The sequence below is a fragment of the Paramicrobacterium humi genome, assembly GCF_900105715.1.
In the GTDB taxonomy this organism is placed as follows: domain Bacteria; phylum Actinomycetota; class Actinomycetes; order Actinomycetales; family Microbacteriaceae; genus Paramicrobacterium; species Paramicrobacterium humi.
Map to the genome: position 1 here is coordinate 88915 of NZ_FNRY01000002.1, position 25743 is coordinate 114657.

The window sequence follows — 25743 nt, forward strand, 5'->3', positions numbered from 1 at the left end:
ATGCCCGCACTGGGGAGCCTTCCGCTTGCCCGCACAGAATTCGATCGCGACGGCGACGCCCGCCTGAAGGAGGACTTTCTCGGCGAGACGCTGCGAGATCCCGAGACGCGACTGCTGTTCGTCGCCGACCGACAGCTCCTGATTGACGACGGGCGCCTGGTCTTCAGGGGCATCGACGATCTCCCCGAGGAGTTTCTCGCGGCCGCCTACCTCGGCCGAATCGTGACCGACGGCGGGCAGCTGGAGCCGGGAACGCGCGTCGTCGCGGTCGTCCTCGCTGAGCCGTCGCCGCGCGAGCGCGGCGACTGGCGTACGCTGCGAGACGCCGCGGTCCTGCTCGATGACCTCGAGGGCGGCCTCGCCGTCGAGGCGGTCGCCGTCGCGGGCTGGCACAGCTCGGCGACACGCTGCACGCGCTGCGGAGACACGACCTCGATCGAGCACGCCGGCTGGATGCGCAAATGCGTGAGCTGCGGCACCGAGCTGTTTCCGCGCACCGACCCCGCCGTGATCGTGCTCATCACCGACGAAGACGACGAGCGCATCCTGCTCGGCTCGAACGCGATGTGGCCCGAAGGGCGCTACTCCCTGTTCGCCGGCTTCGTCGAAGCGGGAGAATCCCTCGAAGCAGCCGTCGAGCGCGAGGTCTTCGAAGAGGCGGGCGTGCGCGTCGTCGACCCCGTGTACCTCGGTTCACAGCCGTGGCCGTTCCCGCAGTCGCTCATGCTCGGCTTCTCAGCGCGACTCGCCCCCGGACAGGATGCCGCCGACACGCGCCCCGACGGGGAGGAGATCCTCGACGTGCGCTGGTTCACCCGCGACGAGATCGCCGAACCCGGCGACGACGTGCAGCTCCCCGGCACGAGCTCGATCGCCCACGCCATCATCCAGAACTGGCGGGACGGACGGTAATGTCCGATCTGCTCGCCGGACTCGACGACGACCAGCGGGTCGTAGCCGAGACCCTTCGCGGGCCGCTGTGCGTGCTTGCCGGAGCCGGAACGGGCAAGACGCGCGCCATCACTCATCGCATAGCGCACGGCGTGGCCACGGGAACGTACGCGCCGAACCGCGTTCTCGCCCTCACATTCACGAACCGCGCGGCCGCCGAGCTGCGCGGGCGACTGCGTCACTTGGGAGCGGGAAACGTCCCGGCGAAGACGTTCCACTCCGCAGCGCTGAGCCAGCTCGGCTACTTCTGGCCGCAAGTCGTCGGCGGCGACATGCCGCGACTCATCGAGGCGAAGGCGCGCGTGCTCGGGCATGCGGCAGAGAAGCTCAAGCTCAAGGTCGATACGGCCGCGCTGCGCGATCTCGCAGCCGAGATCGAGTGGCGCAAGGTCTCCAACCGCAGCATCGAGCAGTATGCCGCGGCGGGGCGGACGCCGCCCGGCGCGCTCACGGCCGAGCAGGCCGTCGCGTTGATGAGCGCATACGAGGACATCAAGGACGAGCGCAGGCAACTCGATTTCGAGGATGTGCTCCTCGTCTGCGCGGGAATGCTCGAGCAGGAGCCGCGTGTCGCGCTTCAAGTGCGCGAGCAGTACCGCTTCTTCGTCGTCGACGAGTACCAGGACGTGTCGCCTCTGCAGCAGCACTTGCTCGACCTGTGGCTCGGCGACCGCCGGGAGCTGTGCGTCGTGGGAGACGCGAGCCAGACGATCTTCTCCTTCGCGGGGGCCGATTCCGCGCACTTGCTGGACTTCCCCCAACGGTACGAGGGGAGCCGCGTGGTGCGGCTCGAACGCAACTACCGGTCAGAGTCCGGCATCGTCGCGACGGCGAACCGGCTCATGCGCGATCGGCCGGGCGCGCTCACGCTGCTCGCAGCCCGCGGCGACGCCGGGGCAGCGGCATCCGACCCCGATGTCGTGCAGTACCGCGATGACATGGCGGAGGCCCGCGGCATCGCGCAATCGATACTCACGCGACTCGAGCAGGGAGCGAAACCCGAGGAGATCGCCATCCTGTATCGCGTGAACGCGCAGTCGGCGCCGCTCGAGACCGCGCTCGCCGACGTCGGCATCAGCTATCACTTGCGCGGATCGACGCGCTTCTTCGACCGGCCGGAGGTCAAGCAGGCCGTTCTCGCGCTTCGCGGGGCCTCGGTCGCGATCTCCGGTGAGCCGCTGTTCAAATCCGTGAGCGACGTGCTGCGCTCGCTCGGCTGGAGCCAGGTGCCGCCCGAGGCGCAAGGCGCCGTGCGTTCGAAGTGGGAATCGCTGAACGCGATAATGGCGCTCGTCGACCAGGTGCCGGTCGGCACGACGTTTCGGCAGTTCACCGACGAGCTGCTCGAACGCCAAGCCGGTCAGCATGAGCCGACGATGCAGGCCGTGACGCTCGCGACGCTGCACTCGGCGAAGGGCCTCGAGTGGGACGAGGTCTACCTGCCGGGACTTGCCGAGGGCCTCGTGCCGATCAGCTACGCGAAGAGCTTCGAGCAGATCGACGAGGAACGCAGGCTGCTGTACGTCGGCATCACCCGAGCTCGCACCCGGCTCACGCTGTCGTGGGCTGAGGAAGGGCAGCGCCGGGTTCGCGAGCGGTCTCGCTTTCTGCAAGAGATCGGCATGCGCAGTCCCGGTGCGGCCGGTGCACGCGCACGGACTGGGGTGCGTTCGGCGACACGGTGATGCTCACGGCGGCGGCAGCCTCCTCGCCGGCGCGGTCGTTCTCGCGCAGCACGCGCGTGACGACCGCGGCGACATCCGTAGCGAACGGCTCCCGGTCGAGCGTCGAGCGCACGCCGAGAAGCTGCGTCGCGATCGCCGTCCACGACGGGTCCTCGTCGGCACGCTCGCGGTCGAGACAGTGCAGGCACGGACCGACGCCGGGACGCACGAGCGGGCCGATCGTGGCTCCCGCGTCGCTGAAGACCACGGGAAGGTGAGGAACGTCTCGGCTGAGCCAGCGCACCGATGTCACGGGATCGACGACGAAGTGCGCGATGAGAATCGCGATGTCGGGTCGCTCGTCGTCCGCGATGTCGGCACCGTGCACGCGCCGCACGATCTCCGCCGTCGGACCGGTTCCCTCGATCGTGAGCGTGCTGCGCCGCTCTGGCGCCGTCGCCGAACGCAGGGCCGGCCGCACGGCCTCGACGAAGGCGTCGATCTGAGCGTCGTCGACTCCCACTTCGGTGCCGATGACGGTGAGCGCGGCTCGAGGCACTCCCGCGCGGATCGCATAGAGGATGTGCTCGAGCGCGGGGGAGACCTCGACGACCGCGCGCGGACTCGCGACACCGAGCTGCACTTGCGTGGGCGTGCGCCACACGAGCGGGTACCGCGGGTCGAGCTGGAGAATCATGACGCCATGGTGCCTGAATCGGCGCGCGGCCGCCGGAGTTATCCACAGCGACCGCCTCGCGCCGGCTCAGACGGCCGGGGGAGGTGTCGTTCCCTCGTCCTTGTCGTCCTCGTCGGTCGGCTCGTCGTCGGTCGGCTCCGCCGCCGTGCGCAGCAGGTCCTCGAGCGCGACGTCCATCTCATCCGGTTCGGGAGCGTCGCCGCGCGCGGCGGCCTCCAGACGCTGGATGAGGCCGGCCGGGTCGTCGATGTCGGCAGTGGTCGGCACGAGGTCGGGATGCTGCCACAGGGCGTCGCGTTGACCCACGCCGACGGCGTCCGTCACCTTTCGCCACATCGCAGCGGCGTCTCGCAATCGTCGGGGCCGCAGCTCGAGGCCGACGAGGGTCGCGAACGCCTGCTCCGCGGGACCGCCCGTCGCACGGCGGCGACGCACGGTCTCGGCGACGGCGTCCGCCTTGGGCAGGCGAAGCGTCGCATCGTGCGTGACGACGTCGACCCAGCCCTCGACGAGAGCGAGCGTCGTCTCGAGGCGTTCGAGCGCCGCGAGCTGGGCATCGGTCTTCGGCGGGATGAGCGAGCCGTTCGTCATCGCCTCGCGCAGCTGCTCGGTGTTCGACGGGTCGAAGCTCTCGGCGAGATCCTCGATGACGTGGGTGTCGATGTGGATGCCGCGTGCGAACGCCGTTATCGACGAGATGAAGTGCAGCTTGAGCCACTTGGCCTGGCGGAACAGGCGGGCATGCGCGAGCTCGCGCACGGCGAGGTAGAGCTGCACCTGGTCCATCGGGATGTCGAGGCCCTCGCCGAACGCCGCGACGTTCTGCGGCACGAGCGCGGCCTCGTCGTCGAGCAGGGGGATGCCGATGTCGCCGCCCGACACGACCTCTGTCGAGAGCTGGCCGACGACCTGGCCGAGCTGCATCGCGAACATGGTCCCGCCGATCCCGCGGATCATGCGGGTGGCCTGGCCGATCATGTCCTTGAACTGCTCGGGCGCCTGCTCGCTCAGCACGTTCGTGAGGGCGTCGGAGATGCTCGTCGCGACGGGCTCGGCGAGCTGCGTCCACAGCGGCATCGTCGCCTTCGACCATTCCGCGCGGCTCATGAGCCTCCCGGTTGCGGTGAGCGAGGCGACGGTCGTCACATCGGCGAGCCACAGCTCGGCGAGGTGGAACGCCTGGTCATACTGCGCGTGCTCCGCCGGCGTGATCGCGATGGCGTCCTTACGGCCGATCGTCACCGCCTGGTCGCGCGAAACGTCCCAGTTCACGCTGCCGTCGCCGCTCTGCTGCATCGCCCTCTGGAACTGCATCATCATCGCCTGAAGCGAGGCGGGATCGGAGGGCAGACCCGCCGCGCCGGCGAGCTGACTCGGGTCGACGCCGGACTTGCCCGAGAGGATGTCCCGGATCATGTCCTGGAATTCGTCGTCGGGGTTCTTGTCGTCGTCTGGCACTTCAGCCACCTTTCAGCGAGCGACGGTCTTGCGGCTCTACGCTAGTGCCTGAAGCTTGAGGTTCGTCGTGGTCAGGGCAGCTCGCCGTCCGCCCGTCGCGAACATCCGGGAAGGGATCCGCGTGACGCTGCCGAACGACGATCATCACGAGTCGCCGTCCCCGCTCTCGGAGCCGCTGTTCGAGCCCGCCGCGCCGCGTCCTCCGCGGCCCCGGCGCGTCGTCGCCGGCTGGATCAGCCTCGCCGTCGCCTTCGTCATCCTCGGCGTTCTCGCGTTGTCGCCGACCCCGTACGTCGTGCAGGTCCCCGGACCCGTGTTCAACGTCCTCAGCACGACGAAGACCGACGACGGAACCCAGCCGCTCATCGACATCGAGGGTGCGAAGACGTACGACGTGAGCAAGACGCTCGACATGCTCACCGTGAGCGTCGTCGGGACCCCCGACCGCTCGCCGAGCTGGTTCCAGATCGCCGTCGCGTGGTTCGACCCGAGCCAGGCCGTCGTTCCCATGAGCACGTACTTTCCCGACGGCACCACCGTGAAGGAGCAGGACGAGGAATCGCAGCTCATGATGGTGAATTCCCAGCAGGATGCCGTTGCGGCGGCGCTCACGCAACTCGATATCCCGTTCGATTCGGCGCTCACGGTGGGAAACGTGATCGCCGACACACCGGCCGACGGCGAGCTGCAGGTCGGCGACGAGATCACCGCCGCAGGGGGCGCGCCTGTTGGCGACGTGACGCAGCTGCGCGACGTCATCGCGAAGAACGGTGAGAAGCCGCTCACGCTCACCGTGCTCAGGGACGGCGCGAGCGCGACAGTGTCGGTGACGCCCACGAAGGCCACGTACAGCGACGGAACCTCCGGCTTCGTCATCGGCATCCAGACCACGGAGACCTACGACTTCCCCTTCCACGTCGCGATCAAGCTCGACGATGTCGGCGGACCGAGCGCCGGCATGATGTTCGCTCTCGGAATAATCGACAAGCTCACTCCCGGCGCGCTCGCGGGCGACGCGGCCGTCGCCGGCACGGGAACCATCGACGCCGAAGGAGACGTCGGCCCGATCGGTGGGATCCGGCAGAAGCTGTACGGCGCGCGTGACGCCGGCGCCGACTACTTCCTCGCCCCGGCCGACAACTGCGGCGAGGTCGTCGGGCATGTGCCTGACGGCATCCGCGTCTTCAGCGTCAAGACCCTCGACGACTCGCTCGCGGTGCTGCACGCGCTCGCCGACGACGGCGATCTCGACGCCCTGCCCTCGTGCAAGTCATGACGTGAGACGGCGGCGTCTGCGCTTCACAGCAATCATCCGTAGGATTGACGTTCGACCCCGACACTGAAGAGGCACATCAATGTCATCAGCCACGGCCCGGCCGCAGCAACCCGTTCAGCGAAGAAGAGCTCCTCTGGCGATAACCCTTATCGCGGTCGGTGTTCTTGTTGTGCTGTTCTTCATCTTCACGAGCTTCTACACCGACTTCCTCTGGTTCAACCAGCTCGGCTACACGAACGTGCTGACCACCCAGTGGATCGCGACCGTGGTGATGTTCATCATCGGATTCCTCGGCATGGCTGTTCCCGTGTGGGGCTGCCTGCAGCTCGCCTACCGGCTGCGCCCGGTGTACGCGAAGCTGAACTCGCAGCTCGACCGCTACCAGGAGCTCGTCGAACCGCTGCGTCGCCTCGGCATGTGGGGAATCCCCGTGCTGCTGGGCCTCTTCGCCGGCTTCTCCGCGGCCACGCGCTGGGAGACGACTCTCATGTGGCTCAACCGAACTCCGACGGGCACGACCGACCCGCAGTTCGGCTTCGACCTCTCGTTCTACCTGTTCGAGCTGCCGTTCTACCGCTCCGTGCTCGCGTTCGCCTCTGCCGTCGTGCTTCTCGCGCTCATCGCGACCGCCGCGGTGACCTTCCTCTACGGGTCGATCCAGCTGATCGGCCGCGAGCTGCGCATCTCGAAGTCGGCGCGCATCCAGATCGCCGTGATCGCCGGAGTGTACTTGCTCCTGCAGGCCGTGAGCATCTGGCTCGACCAGTACGTGACCCTGACGCAAACCGGTTCGCTCATCACGGGCGCGAGCTACACCGACGTGAACGCGACGATTCCCACGCGCGCGATCCTCGCCGGCATCGCTCTCGTCGTCGCGATCCTGTTCTTCGTGACCGCGTTCATCGGCCGCTGGCGTATGCCCATCGTGGGCACGGCGCTGCTGCTCGTCTCCGCGCTCCTGATCGGCAGCGTGTACCCGTGGGTCGTGCAGAAGTTCCAGGTCGACCCGAACGAGCGCTCGCTCGAGCAGCCTTACATCGACAGGAACATCGACATGACGCGCGAGGCGTTCGGGGTGTCCGACGTCAAGGAAGTCGCGTACGACGCGACGACGGATGCCGAGCCCGGCGCCCTGCGCGCCGACGCCGAGACGACGGCATCCATCCGAATCATGGATCCGGACCTGATCAGCTCGACGGTTACGCAGCTCGAGCGCTTCAAGACCTACTACCGGTTCGCGCCCGAGCTCGACGTCGACCGCTACAACATCGACGGTGACGTTCAGGATGCCGTCGTCGCTGTGCGCGAGATGAACCAGGAAGGCGTCAAGGCCGACTTGAGCTGGGTGAACAGCACCCTCGTCTACACGCACGGCTACGGACTCGTCGCGGCCTACGGCAACAAGCGGTCAAGCGACGGCGAGCCCGTGTTCATGCAGTCCGGCATCCCGTCGACGGGTGTTCTCGGCAACTTCGAGCCACGCGTCTACTTCGGCGAGAACTCGCCCGAGTACTCGATTGTCGGCGCGCCGGAGGGCTCGAAGCCCGTGGAGCTCGACTACCCGTCGGGCGAGTCCGGCGAGACGTACACGACGTACGACGGCGACGGCGGGCCCAAGCTCGACAATGTCTTCAACAAGCTCGTCTACGCGCTGAAGTTCCAGTCGGAGCAGATCTTCCTCTCCGACAACGTGAACTCCGACTCGCAGATCCTGTACGAGCGCAACCCGCAGAAGCGCGTCTCGAAGGTCGCACCGTACCTGACCCTCGACTCCGACGTGTACCCGTCGGTCGTCGACGGTCGCATCGTTTGGATCGTGGACGGCTACACGACGTCAAACTCGTACCCGTACTCGCACACCGAGAGCTTGAGCTCCGCGATCTCGAACAACGCGAACGGGCAGTCGTTCCTTCTCGACGACATCAACTACATGCGGAACTCCGTGAAGGCGACGGTCGACGCGTACGACGGCTCCGTCACGCTCTACGCGTGGGACACGAACGACCCGATCCTGCAGACCTGGCAGAAGATCTTCCCGTCGACGCTCAAGCCCATCTCGGCCATGAGCGGCGACCTCATGTCGCACGTGCGCTACCCGGAGGACCTCTTCAAGGTGCAGCGCGACGTGCTGCAGCGCTACCACGTGACGGACGCCGACAAGTGGTACTCCGACTCCGACCTGTGGAAGACGCCCGCCGACCCGCAGGCGTCCGAGGGCAGCTCGGCGCTCCAGCCGCCGTACTACCTGTCGATGCAGATGCCGGGGGAGAAGACGCCGTCGTACTCGCTCTACACGACGTTCATCCCCGGCGGTGGGGGAGCCTCGAGCGTCCTCTCGGGTTACCTTGCCGCGAACGCGAATGCCGGCTCCGACAAGGGCACGATCGCCGACAGCTACGGCGCCCTCACTCTGCTGCGACTGCCGAAGGACACGACGGTGCCCGGCCCCGGCCAGGTGCAGAACGCCTTCAACTCCGACACGGCGGTCTCGAACCTCATCAACATCCTGAAGCAGGGGCAGACCGAGGTGCTCAACGGCAACCTGCTGACGCTTCCCGTCGGCGGCGGCCTGCTGTACGTGCAGCCGGTTTACGTGAAGTCCACCGGAGAGACGAGTTACCCGCTGCTTCAGAAGGTGCTCGTGAGCTTCGGAGACAAGATCGCCTTCGAAGACACCCTTGATGAGGCCCTCGACCAGCTGTTCGGCGGAGACTCCGGCGCCCAAGCGGGCGACACGGGCGTCGACAATTCGAACGAGACGCCGAGCACGCCCCCGTCCGGCGGCGATGGCAAGACGGAGAACCCGGACACGAACGCTCCCGTCGACTCCGATCTCTCGCAAGCGCTCTCGGACGCTCAGAAGGCCATGGCGGCGAAGAAGGCGGCTCTCGAAGCCGGCGACTGGGCCGCATACGGCGAGGCGGACAAGCAGCTGAGCGAGGCCGTGCAGAAGGCTCTCGACCTGCTCAAGGCCGACGAGCAGAAGTAGGCCGGACGAACGATGACGGTGCCGCTCGATGCTCAAGCGTCGGGCGGCACCGCTGCGTTCAGCGACGGAAGGATCGAGCAAGCCGGCGAGCCGACCGAACCGGGCCGCGCACTTCGGGTGCACGGCGCCGTCGTGGACGCGCAGACGCGGTGCATCCACTACGCGAGCGCGCTCGACGTCGTCGCGATCCGCTTCGCGTGCTGCCGCGAGTACTATCCGTGTCACGCGTGCCACGAGCAATTCGCCGGGCACGCGGCGACCGTCTGGCCCCAGGACCGTCGCGACGAACGAGCGATTCTCTGCGGCGTGTGCCGCCATGAGCTGACTATCAGCGAATACCGTGCCGCCGACGAGTGTCCCGCGTGCGGTGCCGGATTCAACCCCGGATGCCGCTTGCACGCCCACTTGTACTTCGAGCTCTGACACGACGCTCACGACGATTTGGGCTCCGCCGATTGCTCTGGTAAAGTCTTTACTTGTGCCGCGGGGTGGAGCAGTTCGGTAGCTCGCTGGGCTCATAACCCAGAGGTCGTAGGTTCAAATCCTGCCCCCGCAACCAAACGGAAATGCCCGGTCTCCTCGAGACCGGGCATTTCGCTTCGTTCGGGTTCAGCGGATCGCGTCCGCGATCGGCGTGGCCCCGTCATAGAAGTTGACGGTCTCCCGAATCGCGGCGTCGTGCGCGAGCACGTGGGCGATGACCTGCGCCACGTTGCCGCGCGACGTGACCTTCTCATCGTCAGCGAACCCCTGATCGGGCACGTCTCCCGACGCATCGGCGAGCTGAATGCGTCCCGTCGCAGCATCGAGCGTCAGGCGCCCCGGCCCGAGGATCGTGTAGTCGAGATCGGTGGCGCGCAGCTCCGCGTCCGCGTCGTGCTTCGCCTGCGCGTACGCGTAGAAAGAGTTCCTTTCGTCGAGGCTGTCGATGTCGACCCCTGCACGCGCATACGAGACCATGACGAATCGAGGGACGCCGGCCTGCGCCGCCGCGCGCATGGAACGAGTGGCCGCGTCGAAGTCCACTGCCCGGGTGCGGGCCGGGTTGCCGCCGCCGGCTCCGGCGGAGAAGACGATGGCGGCCGCGCCGGAGAACTCGTGGGCGAGGGCGTCGACGTCGGCATTCTCGATGTCGAGAACGACAGGCTGCGCTCCCGCGGCGCTCACGTCGTCACTGTGCTCAGGATTGCGAATGAGGGACGACACCGTGAACCCTGCGTTCACGAGTTCCGGCGCGGCGAGGAGAGCGACCTTGCCATGCCCTCCGATGATGACCACGCGGTTGTCCTGTGCCATGTGAACCTCCTTGGGCGACGCGCGAACGTCGCATCGTTGTGCCTTCCCGCACGGCTGTCGCGGAACGGCCCCTACAGTCGGTCAACGACTCGCGTGGCGCGTTATTCCACAGCGTCGGAGCCCGGCGGACGCGGCGACGACGGTGCGCCTATCGCCGCGTCCCTTGGCCGCATAGGCTGGCGGTATGACACTGCACGAGCCCATCGGCGTCGCCGTGGCACAGTTCGCGCCGACGCCCGACACGGACGCCAACCTCGCCTCCATCCGCTCGCTCGCGACCAGCGCGGCCGAGCGGGGCGCGTCCGTCATCGTGTTTCCCGAGTACTCGAGCTACTTCGTGAACCCCATGGACGACTCGTTCGCACGCCACGCGCAGTCCCTCGACGGCCCGTTCGTTCGCTCGCTCGAGGCACTCGCGGCAGAGCTCAACGTCTACATCGTCGCGGGCCTCGTCGAGTCCACCGACGAGCCGCACCGCTTCTCGAACACCGTCGTCGCCGTCGGCCCGGCCGAGGAGACGATCGCCACGTACCGCAAGCAGCACCTCTACGACGCGTTCGGCCAGAAGGAGAGCGACTGGGTAGTCCCCGGCGCCCTCGACGACCCGCAGACCTTCGAGGCCGGCGGCCTGCGCTTCGGTCTTCAGACGTGCTACGACATCCGCTTCCCCGAAGTGACGCGGCGCATCGTGGACGCCGGCGCCGACGTCGTGCTCGTGCCCGCCGAGTGGGTGCGCGGGCCGCTCAAGGAACACCACTGGCGCACCCTGCTGACGGCACGGGCGATCGAGAACACCGTGTACGTCGCCGGCGCCGACCACCCGCCGTCGATCGGCGCGGGAAACAGCATGGTCGTTGACCCGGCCGGCGTTCCGCTTGCGACGCTCGGAACGCAGACCGACGTGGCCGTCGCCTTCGTCTCGCGGGCCAACCTCACCGAGACGCGCGCCGTGAACCCGGCGCTGCAGCTCAGGCGCTTCAGCATCGTCGAGCGCGGATAGCCGCACTCACCGCGCGGAGGCCGCAAGCTGCGCGGCGGCGCGCTCGAGGACGGGCTCCTGCTTGCAGAACGCGAACCGCACGAGTGACGCGTATTCGGCTGCGTGCTGCTCGCTCACGAACGCCGAGATCGGCACACCGACCACGCCGGCGCGCTCCGGCAGACTCCGGCAGAATTCGACGGCGTCGGCGAAACCCTGCGAAGCGGCATCCGCCACAATGAAATACGAGCCCTGCGGGTGCGAGATCTCGAAGCCGGCGCCACGCAGCCCGCGCGAGAGGATGTCGCGCTTGCGCGTGAGATCCGCCGCGAGGTCGCGGAAGAACGAGTCCGACAGGCGAAGCCCGGCCGCGATCGCCGGCTGAAACGGGCCGCCGCTGACATAGGTGAGGAACTGCTTAACTGTCAGCACTGCCGTGACGAGCTCCGCCGGGGCCGTCAACCAGCCGATCTTCCAGCCCGTCGTATTGAACGTCTTGCCGCCCGAGGAGATGGTGATCGTGCGCTCCGTCGCGCCGGGCAGAGTCGCGATCGGCACGTGGGCGACGCCGAAGGTGAGGTGCTCGTACACCTCGTCTGTGACGATGAGCGCATCGTGCTTGTGAGCGAGTTCGACGACGAGCTCGAGCGTCTCACGGGTGAAGACGGATCCTGTCGGGTTATGCGGGTTGTTGACGAGGATGACGCGAGTCTTGTCCGTCACCGCGGATCTCAGTCGCTCGGGGTCCGGCTGGAACGCGGGCCAGGGGAGGGGAACCGTCGTGTGGGTGCCGCCCGCGAGCGCGATGAGCCCGCCGTACGCGTCATAGAAGGGCTCGAACGTGAGCACTTCGTCGCCGGGCTCGACGAGAGCGAGGAGCGTCGCAGCGAGAGCCTCCGTCGCTCCCGCCGTCACGAGGACCTCTGTGCCGGCGTCGACCTCGAGGCCGTAGAAGCGCTTCTGGTGCTCGGCGATCGCGTCGAGCAGGTCCGGGATGCCGCGCCCGGGCGGGTACTGATTGTCACCGCGCCGGATCGCGTCGAGCGCTACCTCGAGCACCCCGGCGGGACCGTCCTCGTCAGGGAATCCCTGGCCCAGGTTTATCGAACCCGTCGCGGCGGCAAGCGCGCTCATCTCGGCGAAGATCGTCGCCGCTATCGTTCCGTCGCTCTTCAGCAGGCCCGCCCCTGCCGCCGTGCGCCGCCAGGCTCCGTGCTGCTCCATGCTTCGAGGCTAACGCGAACCGGCGAGTCGGGACTACAGCCTCCGCTCACGGGCGGCTGTGCTCCCGGCCAACGGTCAGTCGCCTCCACTAGCCTTCCGATAGCCGATTCTCAGCGTCGGAACAGAGGTGCCATAGCTTCGTCATAGCCTGCGCACGAGGGATCGATAGCTTCACGACGCACACTTGGGGTGTCTGGAAGGAACAAACCATGAACGAGAACCCTTCGAACGGCCCGACGGCCCCCGAACCTGACAACTCCGCCGACGCGGCCGCCCGCCACGACTCCGCGAACGAGTCGTCGGCGTCGACGCAGCCCGAGCAGCCGACGTCGTTCGGCGCGGCATCCGTGCCTCCGCGACCCGACCTCCCGCAGGGGTGGAGCGCGCCGACCACCGGCTACTCGCAGACGCCGAACGCCGCCACGCACCCCGGACAGCCGACCGGCGCATTCGGGCAGCAGCTGCCGCCGCAGCAGGCGCCGAACAGCTACGCGCCGTACGCTCCCTACACGGCGAGCGACGGCAGCGGCGGCCACACGCAGCCGCCCACGGCGCAGAAGACGAAGGAGCGCAAGCCGAAGCGCGCCAGCGCCGGCCTGCTAGTCGCATGCCTCGCGATCGGCGCCGTGGTCGGCGGCGCCTCGGGGGCCGGTGCGTTCGCCGTGATCGACAGCATGCAGCAGGGCACCCCGGTCTCTAACGAAGCCGGCAACTCCTCTGTGACGATAAACAACACCGACGACGTCACGAAGACCACCGCGATCGCCGCGAAAGCGGCCCCGAGCGTCGTGACGATCTCGGTGCGCGGCACGCAAGCGGCGGGAAGCGGCTCGGGCATCGTGCTCAGCAAGGACGGCTACGTCCTGACGAACAACCACGTCGTCACGCTCGACGGCGAGACCGCCGACGCCGTGATCCAGGTCACCGACGACGCGGGCAACATCTACAAGGCGAAGGTCGTCGGCACCGACCCGATCTACGACATCGCCGTCATCAAGCTCGAGAACGTGAACGACCTGACGCCGATGGCGTTCGGCGACTCATCAGACATCAACGTCGGTGACGCTGCCGTCGCGATCGGCGCGCCTCTCGGCCTCTCGGGAACCGTGACGGACGGCATCATCAGCGCGCTCAACCGCAGCATCACGGTGGCGTCGTCGGCGGTGCCTGACAACTCCGGCGACCAGGGCGACGACGAGACGCCGTTCCAGTTCGGTCTTCCCGGGCAAGACCAGAACCAGTCAAAGGGCGGCGGGTACATCTCCCTCTCGGTGATCCAGACGGATGCCGCGATCAACCCCGGGAACTCCGGCGGCGCCCTCGTCGATGACGAAGGAAAGCTCATCGGGGTGAACGTCGCGATAGCGAGCGCCGGCTCGTCCTCGGACAGCGGATCCCAGTCGGGCAGCATCGGCGTCGGCTTCGCCATCCCGTCGAACATCGCCAAGCGGATCGCCGACGAGATCATCGAGAACGGCCACGCGACCCACGGTCTTCTCGGCGCGAGCGTCATGGACGCGTCAAGTGACGAGAACGCGACGGTCTCGGGCGCGCTCATCAAGGAAGTCTCGAGCGGCGGAGCCGCGGCCGACGCCGGGCTGCGCGCCGGTGACATCATCACTCGGTTCAACGACACCCCGATCTCGAACAAGGTCGACATCACCGCTCAAGTCCGCGCCGAGGCCGCGGGCAGCAAGGCGACGATCACGTACGTGCGCAACGGCCAGAAGTACACGGTCGACGTGACGCTCGGATCGCTGTCTGAATAACCTTCCAGCGACATGTGCCCGCGCCCCCAAAGCGCGGGCACATTCGCGTGCGGCTCAGCTGCGGCGCACAGCCTGCTGATAGGCTCAAGCCGATCCAGCGTCGAGTGGAGAACATGGGAACGTCAACGTCGGGTGCGTCATCAGATGCACTACCAGGCGTGTCGTACGTCATGCCCGTTCTCAACGACGTCACGCACGTCCGCGCCGCCGTTGCCAGTCTGCTCAACCAGGACTATCCGGGCCCTTTCGACGTCTCGATCGCGGTGGGACCCTCGATCGACGGCACGAACGAGCTCGTCGACGAGCTCTCGCGAGCAGACTCGCGCATTCACGTGCTCGAGAACCCCGTCGGTTCGACGCCGTCGGGGCTCAACATCGCGATCACGGCATCCGCGTACCCGATCGTCGTCCGCGTTGATGCGCACTCCGTGCTGCCGCCGGACTACACGCGCATCGCCGTCGAGACGATCCAGCGCACGGGCGCGGGGAACGTCGGTGGAATCATGGATGCCAAGGGCACGACGCCCTTCGAAGACGCCGTGGCCGCGGCTTACGGATCTCGCGTCGGACTCGGCGGAACTCCTCATCACGTGGGCGGGAAGGAAGGACGCGCCGACACCGTGTACCTCGGCGTCTTCCGTCGAGATGTGCTCGAACGGGTCGGCATGTTCGACGAGCGCATCAAGCGCGGCCAGGACTGGGAGCTCAACCGGCGCATCCGATCCTCGGGAAGCGGCGTGTGGTTCACGCCGGAGCTGCGGGTCGTCTATCGTCCGCGGCCAAGCCTCTCACGGCTCGCTCGGCAGTTCTTCTCGACCGGCATGTGGCGCGGCGAACTGAGCCGCCGGTTCCCGAGCCCGAACACGCTTCGCTACTTCGCCCCACCCGTCATGGTGCTCGCCGTCACGGTCGGACTGCTGCTCGGCCTCGTCGGGCTCGTGCAACTGGCCATCGGGACTCCCGCGTTCGCGCTCTGGGGCTTCGCGATCCCGGCCCTGTACGCCCTCATCGTCATCGTCGCGGCATTCGCGCTGCGCGGGGATCTGTCGCCTCGCGCGCGGTGCTGGCTGCTTGTCGTGCTGCCGTGCATACACTTTTGCTGGGGGATCGGCTTCATTCCCGGTTTCCTGCTGCTCGCCAGCAACATCGCTGCACAGAAGTACGAGAAGGGTTCCGGCTCGAGTGTCCACCCCGCACCATGACCGTCCCGCGAAGCCGCGTTCGCTCGCCGAGCTGCGCGCCGTCGCGCAGCCACCCGAGGTGCGTTCGCGCCGGAACGCCGAGCACTGGACGGCCTCCCTGTACTTGCGGGATCTCTCGCCGTACGTGACCTGGCTGCTCCTGCGCACGTCGATAAGCGCCAACGGCGTGACGGGGCTCATGATCCTCAGCGGCTGGTGCGTCGCGGCATCCCTGCTCATTCCCGGATTCGCCGGAGCAGCCCTCGCTCTCGTGATGTGCCAAGTGCAGATGCTCATCGACTGCTGTGATGGCGAGGTCGCGCGCTGGCGGCGCACGTCATCGCCGGCAGGCGCCTTCCTCGACGCGGTCGGACACTACTCGACAGAGGCGCTCATCCCGCTCGCGCTCGCGATCCGCGCGGCCGGCTACCCGTTCACGCCCGACGGCGACTACCTGTGGACGACGCTCGGCGCCCTGCTCGCGCTCGTGCTCGTGCTCAACAAGGCGCTCAACGACATGGTGCGCGTGGCACGCGCGAACTTCGGAGCGCCCAAGCTCACGTATTCCGAGGCGGAGATGGCGCCCTCCGGTGGGCTGCTCGCGACGGTGCGCCGAGCGGCGAAGGTCGTGCCGCTGCACCGCATGTTCCACTCGGTCGAGATGACGATCGTGATCTTCGCGGCGGCGATCGTCGGCCTTTTCGTGGGCGACCTCGTCGCGATGCGATGGGTCCTCGTCATCCTCCTCGTCGTCGCCACCCTCACGCTCTTCGGGCACTTCGTCGCGATCATGGCATCCAAACGTGTCCGCGCCTGACGCGTCGAGCGACCTGCCGGATATCGGCGTCGTCGTTCTCACCCAGGGGAATCGACCGGAGGCGCTCGCCGCCGGCATCCGCTCCGTGCTTGAGCAGAAGGACGTGACCACGAACATCGTCGTCGTGGGCAACGGCTGGCAGCCCGAGGACCTTCCCGACGGCGTCGGCGCTCTCGCCCTGCCCGAGAACCTGGGCATCCCCGCGGGACGGAACCGCGGGGCCGCACGAGTGACGGGGGAGTACATCTTCTTCCTCGATGACGATGCGACCCTGCCCGACGATCACTTCCTCAGCGACGCCATCGGCATCCTGCGGCGAAGTCCCGACATCGGGCTCGTGCAGCCCCGGCTCGAGGACGCCGTCGACGGCCGCGCTCCGCGCCGTTGGATTCCGAGGATCCGCAAGGGCGACCGGCACCGGTCAAGCAACATCTTCTCGTGCCTCGAAGCCGTCATTGTGATGCCGCGGAGCGTGTTCGACGCGTGCGGCGGCTGGGGCGAGGAGTACTTCTACGCGCATGAGGGCATCGAGCTCGCCTGGCGCGTGTGGGACCAGGACCGTCGGGCCTGGTACGCCGGGAACCTGGTTGCGAACCATCCGTTCGTGCATCCGACACGGCACACCGAGTACTACCGACTCAACGCGCGCAACCGCATCTGGCTCGCTCGCCGCAACCTGCCGCTGGTCCTGCAGCCGCTCTACGTCGGCGCCTGGACCGGCATCACGCTGCTGCGGTGGTGGCGCAAGCGCGACGTGCTGCGCGTCTGGTTCGCGGGCTGGCGGGAAGGCTGGCGCACGAGCCCGGGAGCACGACGGCCGCTGCGCTGGAAGACGGTGTGGCGCATGACGCTCGCCGGTCGGCCGCCCGTGATCTGATTCTGCGGTGAGGACGCTCCAAGCAAACCGTTATCTGCTCTGGGTACCCTGAAGCGCGATGAATGTGATGCGGGACGCACGAAAGGCCCTTCGACTTGGGCGCAAGCTCATCGACAACCGACGCGCGCACGCGGCACTCCGGCAGAAGACCCGACAGCAGCCTCCGCTCGAGCCGGGCCGCTTCAAGATCGCCGTGTATTTCGCCGACGAGCAGGTGAACCTGTATCAGATCCGGCAATGGTACAAGCCGCTCGTCGAGCTCTCGAAGACCTGGCCCGTCGTCATTCTGAGCCGCGGCTCGACCGGGGCGCTTCGGCTTCTCGACGAATCACCGGTTCCCGTCACGTACGTGCGCACCGTCACTTCCCTTGAGAAGACGATCGCGAAGCAAGACGTCCGCATCGTGTTTTACGTCAACCAGAATGCCAAGAACTTCCAGATGTTCCGGTACGGGCAGCGCTGGCACGTTTTCATCAACCACGGTGAGAGCGACAAGATGTACATGACGACGAACCAGTTCAAGGCATACGACTACGCCTTGATCGCCGGGGACGCGGCGCGCGCTCGTCTCGAGAAGGCGCTCTGGGACTACGACTTCGACAAGCGCGCGATTCCCATCGGGCGGCCGCAAGCCGACCACTTCTCGGGAGAGCTGCCGTACACGCCCGACGATCGCACCGTCGTGCTCTACGCGCCGACGTGGGAGGGCGACCGCGAGGCCGCCGCATACGGCTCGGTCGCGAGCCACGGCGTGGCTCTCGTGCGCGCACTGCTCGCGACCGGTGAGCATCGCGTGATCTATCGCCCGCACCCGCGATCCGGAGTGGTCAGCCGCGCATATGCCGCCGCCAATCGCCAGATCATCGACATGCTCGCGGCGGCCAACCGCAGCGACCCGTCCGCGAAGCACGTCTACGACAATGGACCCGAGATCGGCTGGCAGATCGCAGCGGCGGATGTGGCCATAGTCGACATCTCCGCGATGATCTACGACCGTCTGGCGACCGGGAAGGCGCTTATGGTCACGCGACCCGTGAGCGAGACCGCGAAAGTGGACGAAGGCGGATATCTGTCCGCGTGCGAGTGGCTCGATGCGGACGAGGCGGGGGCGATCGTCGAGCACGTCGACCGCCTGCTGCACGACCCGGAGACGACGCAGCGTATCGCCTTCTGGTCGCAGCACTACTTCGGTGACACCGCGCCGGGAGCTGCCACGCAGCGATTCCACGCCGCCGTGCAGCACCTGATGGACGAGTGGGAGAAGTACGCGGCGCTTCACGCGGACGATCTCGCGGGACGTCGACCCGACTCACCGCACTGACGACAGCTCAGTCCTCGTCGTGGTCGCGCTCTCGGCCGCCGCGGCGCACGACGGGAATACGTGCGCGAAGCTGCGCAGCCCCCGAGCGGGCGGAGCGGTCACGGGGCTCGAGCTCTGGCGCGAGCCTGAGCGGCGCCGGTCCGAAGGCGCTGCGCGCGCTCTTGACGACTTCCCGACCCGCTATGTGATTGCCGACGCCGCCGATCGCCGCGCCGATGCCGAACGGGATCACCTTGCCGACGAGTGACGTGCCCTGGCTCGCGAGGAGCTTCTTGATGAAGCGCTTCTTGAGCTCGTCCGCGAACGGGCCGACAGCGAACTGCGGAAGCGTCGAGGTGATCATCTCGCCCCAGAACGTTCCTCGCGCGGGAACCGAATGCAGGGTCTTGCCCGTGAACTGGCGAATGAGCTCCATCCCCGGGCGGCCCAGCAGCATCGTCATCACGAGGGCGCGCGCCCGCACCGGGTCCGAGACCGGCAGCCCGTGCAGTTCCGCGACGGACTGCGCGAACAGGGCGGTGCTCTCCAGAAACCCGACCGTCTCCGTCGCCGCGAGCGCGAGCGCGACCCCGGTGCCGATCGCGGGGACCGCGGCGGTGGCTCCGACCGCGGCGCCTCCCGTGGTGATCGCTGCGAGGTAGCGCCGCTCGAGCACGCGCACGAGCTGTTCTGGCGTCGCGTGCGGGTGAGAACGACGGATGCCGCGAATGTGCGCCATCACGACAGGACGCTGAACGGCGAGAACCCTTTCGATGCTGCGCAGCCACAGCGGCAGATCTTCGGCCGCACCGGCGCGCTCCACGGCCGCGGGATCGACGATGACAGGGGTCGACGTGGGCTGTTCCTCGGTCATCGCGCCTCCTTGACGAGCATCGGTCAAGTCTCTCGCAGCCGACTGGGCGCTGCCTGCGCGCTACCTGTTGTAATCGTCGTTGTACCGGTCGAGCACTTCGTCGATGGCGGCATCCAGAACGAGTTTCCCCTTGTCGAGGTAGAGGCCGCGCGAGCAGAACCGCCGCAGGTCGCGTTCGTTGTGCGAGACGAAGAAGAGCGTGCGTCCGCCCTCGAGCATCTCGTCGATGCGGCGGTAGCACTTCTCCTTGAACCCCTTGTCGCCCACGGCGAGGACTTCGTCGACGAGGATGATGGGTTCCTCGAGCTGGGAGATCACGGAGAACGCGATGCGAACCTTCATGCCGCTCGACAGGTGCTTGTACGGCGTGTCGACGAAGTCATCGATCTCCGCGAAACCGATGATGTCATCGAATCGCCGGTCGATCTCCCGTTTTGGCATGCCGTGCAGGCCCGCCGTCAGATACACGTTGTCGCGCACCGTCAGATCATTGACGAACCCGCCAGTTATCTCGATGAGCGGTGCGACGCCGTCCCGCACGGAGACTGTGCCCTCATCGGGAAGCAGCACGCCCGCTACGAGCTTCAGCAACGTCGACTTGCCCTGCCCGTTCCGGCCGACCACGCCGATCGCCTCGCCCGCCTCGACCTCGAACGACACTCCGCGAAGGGCCCAGAACTCGCCCGGACGCGAGCGCCGGTTCTTGCCCGCGAACAGATCTTTGAAGCTACGGCGACCACGCCGGTTGCGGCGGAAGCGCACGCCCAGATCACGCACGGAGATGACGGATGCCGGCATCACAGCTCCTTCAGCACGCTGCGTTCCGACCGTTGGAACAGGGCAATGCCGATGCCGAGAAGGACGAGGGATACGAGAGCGGACGCGCCGACGGCGAACCAGTCGAGCTGAGCGGGGAAGAACGCCGCACGATACAGCGACATGACCCCCGCGAGCGGATTGAACGAGGCGATCGTCCGGATGCTGTCAGGAAGATTCGTGATGCCGTACACGATGGGGGAGGCGTAGAAGAGGAAGCGCAGCAGCAGCTTGGTGGCGCGCTCGAGATCGCGGAAGAAGACGACGGCGGGAGCGACGATCAACCCGACGGCGGTTGTGAGCACGGCCTGCAGGAGGATGCCGACCGGAAACAGCAGGGCATACCCGTTGACGGGAGCGTGGTACACGATCGCGAACAGTGCGAGGACGGGAATGGCCGCAATGAACTCGATGCCCTTGGAGAGCACGAGACGATTGACCCAGATCGTGCGAGGGATCGACGTGGAGCGCACGAGCTTCGCCTCGCGCAGGAACGCTCGCGTGCTGTCGGAGACCGCGCCGTTGAACCACATCCACGGGAGCAGGCCGGCGAGGAGGAAGACGATGTACGGCTGTTCGCCGATCTTCCCGGCACCCCGGTCGAACACCTGGGTGAAGACGAACCAGTAGATTCCCGCCATGATGAGCGGGTCGATGATCGACCAGAGATAGCCCAGCGCGCTTGTGGAATAGCGCACGCGCAAGTCGCGCTTCGTCAGCAACCAGAGTGCGCTCCGATAGCGCGCGGCTGATGACCGCGCGGGTCGTGGGGCGGCAACGGAAGTCACAGCCTCCAACATAACGGCAAAAGAATGCCGGCACGTGCATGGCACGTACCGGCATCCGCAGCTCTGACTGCTAGACGAACAGGTTGGCTCGCTCCAGATCCTCGGCGAAGTCGACCTCGACCGCGTACAGGTCGGAGATGTCCATCGGCTCGATGAGCAGGCTGTCGTTCTCGATCGCGAGCTCGAGGCCGCGCTCGAAGTAGTCCTGGTCGTCGACGCGCTGCAGCTGACGGATGAACGCCGCCTTGTCGTCGCGCGAGATGTAGTTGATGCCGACGGCTTCGCCGAGGGCGCCCGTCTTGATCGTCTTCGAGAGCTCCTTGATATAGCCCTCGGCGCTCGTCGTGTACTTGACCTCCTCGTCGGAGACCTTCGACGTGTTCACGGTGACGAACGACTGGTCCCGAGCGACAAGTGCCGTGGCGCGCTCGAGCGCGGACGGGTCGAAGACGACGTCGCCGTTCATCCAGAGAACGCCGCCGTTCGATGACGCCTTGAGCGCCCGCAGCAGGCTCTTCGAGGTGTTCGTCTGGTCGTACTGCTCGTTGTAGACGAAGTTCGCGTCGGGGAACGCCTCGATGATGTGCTCGAGCTTGTACCCGACCACGATCGTGACCTTGACGTTCTTGCCGAAGGCCTGGTGGATGTTGTCGAACTGCTGCTGCATGATGGTGCGGCCATCGTTGAGCTCGGTCAGCGGCTTGGGGAGCGAGCGTCCGAGTCGACTGCCCATTCCCGCAGCAAGAATAACGACCTGGGTGGTCATAGTGGCTCCTCACGTAGTGTGGCGGAGCAAACAGTTGGCGATGATCTCGCTACGCGTTCACGCGGTGTTTCTCCGTGGATCAATGTGCTGACACCTCGTTATGCCATTTATTACGGTAGCTGACCTCCGAATTGGGGTCGTGCATCCTCTCATTCTTGTTGTTATTTCGTAACCAGTCATTCGGCTGGCTCACAGTTACGGCTCGAAGAGGCGCTTGCCAGCACGAGTTGGTAGATTTCTGTGGTGACTTCAGCGCCTTCTCCCTCCTCTGACAAGACGCCTTCCGGCGATGACGCCACGTCGCCTTCTGCGGCACCCGACAACGCTGTTGAACAGACGGCCGCGATCGACCAGGAGCAGGCTGCGGCGAAGAAGAAGGCAGCGCCGAAGAAGCCCGCAACAGCGAAGAAGCCGGCCCAGGCGAAGGCTCCGGCAAAGAAGGCCCCCGCCGCGAAGCCTCCCGCCCGACCGGCGGCGCCCGCGAAGCCGTCCCCGGAAGCGCCGGCACCGACGGCAGTAGAGTCCACGTCGGCTCCGGCGAAGAAGACCTCCGCCACGAAGACGACGGCGGGAAAGAAGCCGGCAGCCGCGGCGACGAAGGGAAAGCCCGCGTCGAAAACGACCTCAGCAGCGGCGGCGAAGGCGCCGACGACGAAGAAGACGCCGGCGAAGAAGACCGCTTCATCGGGCTCGACGAAGAAGAAGACGACCGACACCGAGACGACTGCTGCCGCCGACCGGAGCGACGCGGACACCGCGGTTCCAAAGCAAGCGGCAGCAGAGACCGCGCCGTCAGCGACAGTGTCCGAGCCTGCGACTCGCGATGAGGCCGGCGCCCGAGACGAGTCGGCGACTGCGAAACCTCGCGCAAGCTCTCCCGCGTCGAGCGCGACCGTGAAGAAGGCCAGCGGCACGACACGCACGACAACAGTCAAGAAGACCACAGCCAAATCGACGACATCGAAGCGTCCGACAGCCAAGTCGACAGCGACAAAGAGGACGCCGAGCGAGAAGGTCCCGAGCACGAAGCCGCGTCCCGCAGCGGTGCCGGCGGCGAGCGAGACGACTCCTCCAGCGGAGCCGGCCGAGCTGCCGACTCTTCCCGTCGAGCGCGAGGAAGCACCGAGCGTCCCCGTGACCTTCACGCCGACGCCGGCGGTTGCCTCAGCGGCACGCAAAGCGCAGACCGCTGCTGCCGATGTGACGGGACCAACCGAGGTTTCGCGTCCGCCGTCGGAAAGCGGCGCGCCCAGCCTGGAAGACGATACTGCGCTCCCGCTCCGGGAAAGCTCTGAGTCTGCGACGCCGTCGCAGCCGACGGCCGAGACGATCACGGCGGCACCGGAGTCTTCGCCCGCCGAAGCCGTCGAGAGCGCGCCAGAAGCCGGCGCGACGAACGCCGAGACGAAGGCAGCGGATCCGGCCGCAAAGCCGTCGTTCACGGCACGCGCGTGGTCTCGGATTCAAGCGCTCGTGGCGAGTGCCCGTGACGCACTCGGCTCTCGACCCGAGAGCGACGCCTCAGCACTCGTTGGAGACGCTCCCGCGACCGGCGCAGGCGGTCCGGCCCCGACTGCCGGAGCCGAGCCCGCACCGGAACTTGTGGAAGCGGAGCCGGCGATCGAATCGCCGGTTTCCCATGAACAGCCTGCGGCGGTAGCACCGGCGGGCCTCGCCGAGTCGACGGAGCCCGCTGCCGCGGATCGCGGCGTCATCGAACTCGTCGGCCTCACCAAGCGGTTCGGCGACACCGTAGCGGTCGACAACATCGGCCTCACCATTCCGGCCGGCTCGTTCTACGGGATCGTCGGACCGAATGGTGCGGGGAAGACGACGACGCTGTCGATGATCACCGGGCTCTTGCGCCCCGACGCAGGCAGGGTCCGCGTCAACGGCATCGACGTGTGGGCGGAGCCAGCCACCGCGAAGCGCTCGATGGGAGTGCTGCCCGATCGCATGCGCCTCTTCGACCGCCTCACGGGTGCGCAGCTGTTGTACTACTCCGGCGTCCTTCGCGGCCTCGACAATGCGACAGTGCGATCGCGCGTGCGCAGCCTCACCAAGGCCTTCGCCCTCGAGGACGCGGTCGGTCGCCTCGTCTCCGACTACTCCGTCGGAATGTCGAAGAAGATCGCCCTCGCGTGCGCGCTCATCCATTCACCGCGCGTTCTCGTGCTCGACGAGCCGTTCGAGTCGGTCGATCCGGTTTCCGCGGGCGCGATCACGGAGATACTGCAGAAGTATGTCGAGAACGGCGGCACGGTCGTCCTCTCGAGCCACGGCATGGAGTTCATCGAGCGCGTCTGCGACAACGTGGCGATCATCGTCGGGGGAGAAGTGCTCGCCGATGGGAGCGTGGACTCCGTCCGCGCCGGTGCGACGCTCGAGGAACGGTTCATCGAACTCGTCGGCGGACGCAAAGCAACGGAGGACCTGGAATGGTTGCACAGCTTCTCCGACTGAGGCTGGACCTCGGCTACGGAGCCGTGCGCGGCCGCGTGTGGCGGATCGCGGGCGCCATCGTTGCCGGAATCGCGCTCATCATCGTGCTGTGGTGGCTGTTCGGAGCGATCGCCTCGCTCGCGGACATCCGCCCCGAGAACGCTCGGAGCCTGCTCGTCGTCATCGGCTCGTTCAGCCTTCTCGGCTACCTCACGGTCCCCGCGATGCTCGGCATCCGCGACCCCATCGACCCGCGCGCGTTCGCGCTGTACGGCATCGCCGAATGGAAGCTGGCCGCTGGTCTCCTCGCGGCATCCCTCGTGAGCGTCCCCGGCCTGATCCTGATCGCGCTGTGCGCCGCCACTATCGCGACATGGGCTCGAGGGGGTCTCTCCGCCACGATCGCCGTCGTCTGCGCGGCTCTCGCCGTGATCACGTGCACGCTCCTTGCCCGCATCGTGGAACTCGGCGCGGGCGCCGCGCTGCTGAGCCGTCGGTCGCGTGAGATTCGTCTTGTCTTCCTACTCCTGATACTCGTGCTCATCGCGCCGGCGATCATCTTCGTGCTCGGCATTGACTGGTCGAGCGGTTCAGGGCTTGTCGAGTTCGGTCGCGCGGCGGGAGTGGTCAGCTGGACCCCGTTCGGCGCCGTCTGGGCGGCGCCAGGCGACGCCGCGGCCGGCAATGTCGCTGGGGCGCTGCTCAAGACGCTCATCGCCCTCGCCACCGCCGCCGTCCTGTATCTCATCTGGTGGTCCCTCGTCGCGAAGACCGTTCACACGGCTCCCCAAGCCATTCATGAGGGGAACTTCGGCAGCCTCGGCTGGTTCGATGTTCTTCCCGCCCGCGCCGCCGGTGTGATCGCCGCCCGCAGCCTCAGCTACTGGGGCCGGGATGCCAGGTACATCGTGTCGATCCTCATCATCCCCGTTCTGCCGTTCCTGCTCATCCCGCCGCTCCTCATCGCCGGCGTGCCCGCGCAGCCGCTCGCCCTTGTGCCGCTTCCGGTGATGTGCCTGTTCCTCGGCTGGTCACTGCACAACGACCTCGCGTTCGACTCGAGTGCCGTCTGGCTGCACGTGGCGTCGGGCGTGAAAGGCAGTGCGGACCGGCTCGGCCGCATCGTCCCAACGGTGCTGCTGGGCATTCCGCTTCTCGTCATCGGCGCGATGATCTCCACCGCCTTCTTCGGCTCCTGGGCGGTTCTCCCCGCGATGTTCGGTGTGTCCTGCGCTCTGCTGCTCAACGCCATCGGCATCTCAAGCTACCTGTCTGCGACGTCGCCGTACCCCGCGGCGGCCCCGGGGGACAGTCCCTTCCAGCAGCCCCAGTCAACGGGAAGCCGCGGCGGCTTCAGCCAAGCGCTCGGGCTCATCCTGCCTGTGCTGCTCGCCCTTCCCGCGATCTTCTTTGCGGGACTCGGGCTGGCCGGACAACCGGACGCCTACCTGCTCTCGCTCCTCATCGGAGTGGGAACCGGCCTCGTCGTGCTTGTCGCCGGCGTCTGGGCGGGCGGCAGGGCGTTCGATCGCCGTGGCCCGGAGATCATCGAGTTCGCCACCAGTCACTGATGCTCACG

Annotated in this window: 21 protein-coding genes and 1 tRNA gene; 14 read left to right on the plus strand and 8 right to left on the minus strand. The window is 67.2% G+C overall.

Annotated features, from left to right (window positions below; genetic code table 11):
• Complete coding sequence (gene nudC, locus BLV49_RS15565; protein ID WP_245723739.1) at positions 1–912, plus strand: NAD(+) diphosphatase; 912 nt, start codon at positions 1–3, stop codon at positions 910–912.
• Positions 912–2636, plus strand: coding sequence for an ATP-dependent helicase (locus BLV49_RS15570; protein WP_091187602.1), 1725 nt, complete (start codon positions 912–914; stop codon positions 2634–2636). The genes nudC and BLV49_RS15570 overlap by 1 nt, the downstream gene beginning before the upstream one ends.
• Positions 2637–3378: 742 nt before the next feature.
• Here BLV49_RS15570 and BLV49_RS15580 read toward each other — a convergent pair.
• Complete coding sequence (locus tag BLV49_RS15580; RefSeq protein WP_176980914.1) at positions 3379–4728, minus strand: zinc-dependent metalloprotease; 1350 nt, start codon at positions 4726–4728, stop codon at positions 3379–3381.
• Positions 4729–4837: 109 nt separating this feature from the next.
• On the opposite strand from BLV49_RS15580, the gene BLV49_RS15585 reads away from it, so the two are divergent.
• From BLV49_RS15585 to BLV49_RS15600, 4 genes are all read left to right on the plus strand, one after another.
• Positions 4838–6046 (plus strand): YlbL family protein, encoded by a 1209-nt coding sequence (locus tag BLV49_RS15585; protein ID WP_342706645.1) that lies wholly within the window; start codon positions 4838–4840, stop codon positions 6044–6046.
• Between the two features lie 79 nt (positions 6047–6125).
• Entirely contained in the window at positions 6126–9035 is a 2910-nt protein-coding gene (locus tag BLV49_RS15590; RefSeq protein WP_091187608.1) for a UPF0182 family membrane protein, read from the plus strand.
• A gap of 12 nt (positions 9036–9047) precedes the next feature.
• On the plus strand, positions 9048–9458 hold the full coding sequence (locus BLV49_RS15595) for a CHY zinc finger protein (protein ID WP_091187611.1): 411 nt from the start codon (positions 9048–9050) through the stop codon (positions 9456–9458).
• A 59-nt stretch (positions 9459–9517) separates the two neighbouring features.
• Positions 9518–9594 (plus strand) — tRNA-Met (locus BLV49_RS15600).
• Positions 9595–9644: 50 nt separating this feature from the next.
• Here the strand turns inward: BLV49_RS15600 and BLV49_RS15605 are convergent.
• On the minus strand, positions 9645–10331 hold the full coding sequence (locus BLV49_RS15605; RefSeq protein ID WP_091187614.1) for an SDR family oxidoreductase: 687 nt from the start codon (positions 10329–10331) through the stop codon (positions 9645–9647).
• Positions 10332–10515: 184 nt separating this feature from the next.
• Here BLV49_RS15605 and BLV49_RS15610 point away from each other — a divergent pair, with 184 nt between their 5' ends.
• Entirely contained in the window at positions 10516–11331 is an 816-nt protein-coding gene (locus BLV49_RS15610) for a carbon-nitrogen hydrolase family protein (RefSeq protein ID WP_091187617.1), read from the plus strand.
• 6 nt (positions 11332–11337) lie between these two features.
• Here BLV49_RS15610 and BLV49_RS15615 read toward each other — a convergent pair whose 3' ends face one another.
• Entirely contained in the window at positions 11338–12534 is a 1197-nt protein-coding gene (locus tag BLV49_RS15615) for an aminotransferase class I/II-fold pyridoxal phosphate-dependent enzyme (protein ID WP_091187619.1), read from the minus strand.
• Positions 12535–12743: 209 nt separating this feature from the next.
• On the opposite strand from BLV49_RS15615, the gene BLV49_RS15620 reads away from it, so the two are divergent.
• The 5 genes from BLV49_RS15620 to BLV49_RS15640 all read left to right on the plus strand — a co-directional run bounded on the left by BLV49_RS15620 (position 12744) and on the right by BLV49_RS15640 (position 18499).
• Positions 12744–14303, plus strand: a complete 1560-nt coding sequence (locus tag BLV49_RS15620) for a S1C family serine protease (protein WP_091187621.1) — start codon at positions 12744–12746, stop codon at positions 14301–14303.
• Positions 14304–14416: 113 nt separating this feature from the next.
• Positions 14417–15505: a glycosyltransferase family 2 protein gene (locus tag BLV49_RS15625; RefSeq protein WP_091187624.1), complete on the plus strand. Its 1089-nt coding sequence runs from the start codon at positions 14417–14419 to the stop codon at positions 15503–15505.
• A complete protein-coding gene (locus BLV49_RS15630; RefSeq protein ID WP_091187627.1) occupies positions 15486–16301 on the plus strand; it encodes a CDP-alcohol phosphatidyltransferase family protein in 816 nt (271 codons plus the stop codon). The genes BLV49_RS15625 and BLV49_RS15630 overlap by 20 nt, the downstream gene beginning before the upstream one ends.
• Positions 16288–17178 carry a glycosyltransferase family 2 protein gene (locus BLV49_RS15635; protein ID WP_091187630.1) on the plus strand — a complete coding sequence of 297 codons (891 nt, stop codon included), beginning with the start codon at positions 16288–16290 and terminating at the stop codon, positions 17176–17178. The genes BLV49_RS15630 and BLV49_RS15635 overlap by 14 nt, the downstream gene beginning before the upstream one ends.
• A gap of 58 nt (positions 17179–17236) precedes the next feature.
• Entirely contained in the window at positions 17237–18499 is a 1263-nt protein-coding gene (locus BLV49_RS15640) for a CDP-glycerol glycerophosphotransferase family protein (protein ID WP_091187633.1), read from the plus strand.
• A gap of 7 nt (positions 18500–18506) precedes the next feature.
• On the opposite strand, the gene BLV49_RS15645 is transcribed toward BLV49_RS15640, so the two are convergent.
• The 5 genes from BLV49_RS15645 to BLV49_RS15665 all read right to left on the minus strand — a co-directional run bounded on the left by BLV49_RS15645 (position 18507) and on the right by BLV49_RS15665 (position 23056).
• Positions 18507–19352 (minus strand): hypothetical protein, encoded by an 846-nt coding sequence (locus BLV49_RS15645; protein ID WP_091187635.1) that lies wholly within the window; start codon positions 19350–19352, stop codon positions 18507–18509.
• 60 nt (positions 19353–19412) lie between these two features.
• Entirely contained in the window at positions 19413–20150 is a 738-nt protein-coding gene (locus BLV49_RS15650) for an ABC transporter ATP-binding protein (RefSeq protein ID WP_091187637.1), read from the minus strand.
• Positions 20150–20968, minus strand: coding sequence for an ABC transporter permease (locus tag BLV49_RS15655; RefSeq protein WP_091187640.1), 819 nt, complete (start codon positions 20966–20968; stop codon positions 20150–20152). Before BLV49_RS15655 ends, BLV49_RS15650 begins: the two co-directional genes overlap by 1 nt.
• 58 nt (positions 20969–21026) lie before the next feature.
• Complete coding sequence (locus BLV49_RS15660) at positions 21027–21722, minus strand: phosphocholine cytidylyltransferase family protein (RefSeq protein ID WP_091187642.1); 696 nt, start codon at positions 21720–21722, stop codon at positions 21027–21029.
• Between the two features lie 176 nt (positions 21723–21898).
• Positions 21899–23056, minus strand: a complete 1158-nt coding sequence (locus BLV49_RS15665; RefSeq protein WP_143034076.1) for a hypothetical protein — start codon at positions 23054–23056, stop codon at positions 21899–21901.
• Between the two features lie 139 nt (positions 23057–23195).
• Between BLV49_RS15665 and BLV49_RS15670 the strand changes: the two genes are divergently transcribed.
• Positions 23196–24185 (plus strand): ABC transporter ATP-binding protein, encoded by a 990-nt coding sequence (locus tag BLV49_RS15670; protein ID WP_091188050.1) that lies wholly within the window; start codon positions 23196–23198, stop codon positions 24183–24185.
• Entirely contained in the window at positions 24161–25735 is a 1575-nt protein-coding gene (locus BLV49_RS15675; RefSeq protein ID WP_091187647.1) for a hypothetical protein, read from the plus strand. The genes BLV49_RS15670 and BLV49_RS15675 overlap by 25 nt, the downstream gene beginning before the upstream one ends.
• Positions 25736–25743: the final 8 nt, after the last annotated feature.